This window comes from Micromonospora globosa, from assembly GCF_000717585.1.
GTDB classification, from domain to species: domain Bacteria; phylum Actinomycetota; class Actinomycetes; order Mycobacteriales; family Micromonosporaceae; genus Micromonospora; species Micromonospora aurantiaca.
This window is the reverse complement of record NZ_JNZR01000084.1, coordinates 1-910: the sequence shown is the minus strand read 5'-3', so window position 1 is coordinate 910 and position 910 is coordinate 1. Positions and strand designations below refer to the sequence as shown.

General features: G+C 65.9%; 1 protein-coding gene. It reads right to left on the bottom strand.

The window, feature by feature from the left end:
- Window positions 1–4 precede the first annotated feature (4 nt).
- A partial coding sequence (locus IF06_RS0131720; RefSeq protein ID WP_036312105.1) for an FG-GAP repeat domain-containing protein occupies window positions 5–910 on the bottom strand: 906 nt, incomplete at its 5' end.

Below are 910 nucleotides of genomic sequence, written 5' to 3'. Positions count from 1 at the left end.
GGGCTCAGAGTGTGGTTTCGCTGGTGAGGCCGAAGTAGTCGTGCCATTTGGTGCTGGGGGCGAATGTGGTGCCGGTGGAGAGTGCGACGTAGATGTCGTTGGTGGTGTTTTTGGTGAAGACGATGAGGTCGTCTTTGCCGTCGCCGTTGGCGTCGGCGAGGTAGGGGAATTCGCCGGTTAGGCAGAAGAAGTCGTGCCATTTGATGGTGGTGCCGGTGAAGGTGGTGCCGGTGGAGGTGGCGGCGTAGACGTCGGCGTCGGTGTTGCAGGTGAAGGTGACGATGTCATCCTTGCCGTCGCCGTTGATGTCTCCGACGCGGGGTTGTTCGGTGCCGACGGCGAACAGGTCGTGCCATTTCTGTGGTGCCCCGAAGCTGGTGCCGGTGGACAGGGCGACGATGACGTCGGCGGCGGTGGCGGGGCCTTGGGTGAAGGTGATGATGTCGTCGCGGCCGTCGCCGTTGACGTCGCCGAGGGCGGGGAACTCCCCGGCGATGGAGAAGTAGTCGTGCCATTTCACGGCGGTGCCGGTGAAGGAGGTGCCGGTGGACAGGGCGACGTAGACGTCGGCGTCGGTGTCGTGGGTGAAGGTGATGATGTCGTCGCGGCCGTCGCCGTTGACGTCGCCGACGGCGGGGACTTCGGTGCCGGGGGCGAACCAGTCGTGCCATTTCGCGGATGCGGCGAAGGATGTGCCGGTGGACAGGGCGACGTGGACGTCGGCGGTGGTGCCGTGGGTGAACACGATCGCGTCGTCGCGTCCGTCGCCGTTGACGTCTCCGGTCAGGGGGGTCTCTCCGGACAGGGCGAACCAGTCGTGCCACTTCACCGACGTCCCCGCGAACGACGAACCCGTCGACGTGGCCACATACGCGTCGGCCAGCGCACCGTGGGTGAACGCGACCACGTC